The sequence below is a fragment of the Mesorhizobium sp. M7A.F.Ca.CA.002.05.1.1 genome (assembly GCF_003998335.1).
Classification (GTDB): Bacteria; Pseudomonadota; Alphaproteobacteria; order Rhizobiales; family Rhizobiaceae; genus Mesorhizobium.
Genome location: NZ_RZQI01001033.1, coordinates 1 through 1,963 on the forward strand (window position 1 = coordinate 1; position 1,963 = coordinate 1,963).

Annotated in this window: 3 protein-coding genes; 1 reads left to right on the top strand and 2 read right to left on the bottom strand. The window is 64.2% G+C overall.

Annotated elements, in window-relative coordinates:
- Window positions 1–278 (top strand): alpha/beta fold hydrolase (locus tag EN939_RS32070; protein WP_164751419.1); only part of this gene is annotated, 278 nt, incomplete at its 5' end.
- A gap of 38 nt (window positions 279–316) precedes the next feature.
- On the opposite strand, the gene speB is transcribed toward EN939_RS32070, so the two are convergent.
- The gene (speB, locus tag EN939_RS32075; protein ID WP_127271573.1) at window positions 317–1,282 is read right to left on the bottom strand and encodes an agmatinase; all 966 of its coding nucleotides are present in this window, start codon (window positions 1,280–1,282) and stop codon (window positions 317–319) included.
- 12 nt (window positions 1,283–1,294) lie between these two features.
- A partial coding sequence (locus tag EN939_RS32080) for a creatininase (protein ID WP_127271575.1) occupies window positions 1,295–1,963 on the bottom strand: 669 nt, incomplete at its 5' end.

Genomic DNA, 1,963 nt, shown 5'->3' on the forward strand with positions numbered 1-1,963 from the left:
CCTTCGCCGACCAGACCCGCAGCGATCGCCGGGCCTTGGCCGCTTGCATCGCCAAATCGCGCGAATTGCTGAGCGAGCAGGATATCGCCCGCATCGCCCAGCCGACGCTGGTCGCCGTCGGAACCACCGACGACATTGGCGGCTCGCCCGATGAGCTTGCAGCGTTGATGCCGAACGCCAGCGCCTTTCACATCGAGGGCCGGGACCATATGCTGGCCGTCGGGGACAAGACCTTCAAGCAGCGCGTGCTGGAGTTCTATGCCGAGAATCCGCTTTGAGCGGACGGCGACGCGTCAGGCGGCTTTGACGCTTGCGCTCAGTCTGGCGCTCTCGCTGCTTGAACCGACTTCGCCATCACGCACAGCAGCTCGAACATCATCGTCGCGCCGGCGAGCGCCGTCATTCCACCCAGGTCGAAAGGCGGCGCCACCTCCACGACGTCGGCGCCTACAATGTTCAATCCATCGAGCAAGCGGACCATTTCCTGGGCCTCGCGGGTGGTGAAGCCGCCAAGTTCAGGCGTTCCGGTCCCAGGCGCCATCGATGGGTCGATGCAGTCTATGTCGAAGGTGACATAAACAGGATTGTTTCCGACGATGCCGCGCGCCTCTTCCACGACGCTGGCCGCGCCTCGCCTGACGAACTCCTCCATGTAGATGATACGGATGCCCTGGGCGACCGCCCAGTCATGTTCGCCGGGTTCATAGATCGAGCCGCGGATGCCGATCTGGACGACGCGCTTGGGATCGAGCAGCCCCTCTTCGATGGCGCGGCGGAACGGCGTGCCATGTGTATAGGGATTGTCGCCGAAATAGCGGTCATTGGTGTCCGAATGCGCGTCGAAATGGATCATGCCGACGGGCGCCTTGCGGGCCACGGCGCGCAGCACCGGCAACGTCGTCAGATGATCGCCGCCCGCTGCAAGCGGAATGGCGCCCACTGCCACGATCGCCGCGATGCCGTCCTCGATGCGCTTCAGCCCGTCCAGCAGGTTGATCGGATTGACCGAGAGATCGCCGACATCGGCGACGTTGGCGATGCTGAACGGCTCGGTCCCCGAGACGTGATGGGCGCGCCGCATCAGGCTCGACTGGTTGCGGATCTCGCGCGGGCCGTGCCGTGCGCCGGCGCGATTGGTGGTGCCACCATCCCACGGTATGCCGACGAGCGCGATGTCGAGCCCCTCCGCGCTTGCCACGGCCGGCAGTCTCATGAAGGTCGAAAGTCCGGCGAAGCGAGGCACGGCGGAGGCGTCGATCGGCTGGAAGAAATTGCTGCTCATGGTGTCGGCACCTCAGAAGAATTCGCGTTTGACGATTTCCGCAATGCGGGTCTCGCAGTCGTCGAGCAACCATCGGCCCTTTTCCGCCGATGAGCCCTCGGTCAGCGACAGCACGCCGGATGGCGGCACTTCCTCGGCTGGCTTGGGATAGCGATCATATGGCCTGAACTGCGCCGGGCCGTCATGCAGTGCCTTGCCGAGGTCGACGAGCTCGGGACGCAGCGCCAGCATCATCGAGGTTTCGATGACGCTCGCATGTTCCAGCTCGATGCCGGGATAACCATCGGGGAACACTTTCGCCAGCGTCTCTGTGCGCACCATTTCCCAATGATCGATGCGCAGGATCGTCAGATCCGCCGCACGCTCGCGGCCGATGGTGTCGAGCGCCAGTTCGATGCCCTCGATTGACGGGCCGATGTTCTCGTAGTGGCCGTTGAGGACAACGATACGCCGGACCTTCTGGCGATAGAGATCGCAGATCACATCCTTGACCAGCAGCGAAAACGTATGCGCCGTGATGTTGATCGTGCCGGGGAAGGCCGGGCCGCCGCCTGTTCTCGGCTGCGAGCGGTTGCCGTAAGCGATGGTCGGCGCGACGAGGCCGCCGACCTGCTTCGCGACCGTCTCGGCGATGGCGGTGGGAAGCACGACATCGACATTCATCGCCATGTGGTGGCCATG

Excerpts from the sequence above, each read along its gene's own strand:
- speB (WP_127271573.1), bottom strand. The coding sequence starts at position 1,282 with ATGAGCAGCAATTTCTTCCAGCCGATCGACGCCTCCGCCGTGCCTCGC.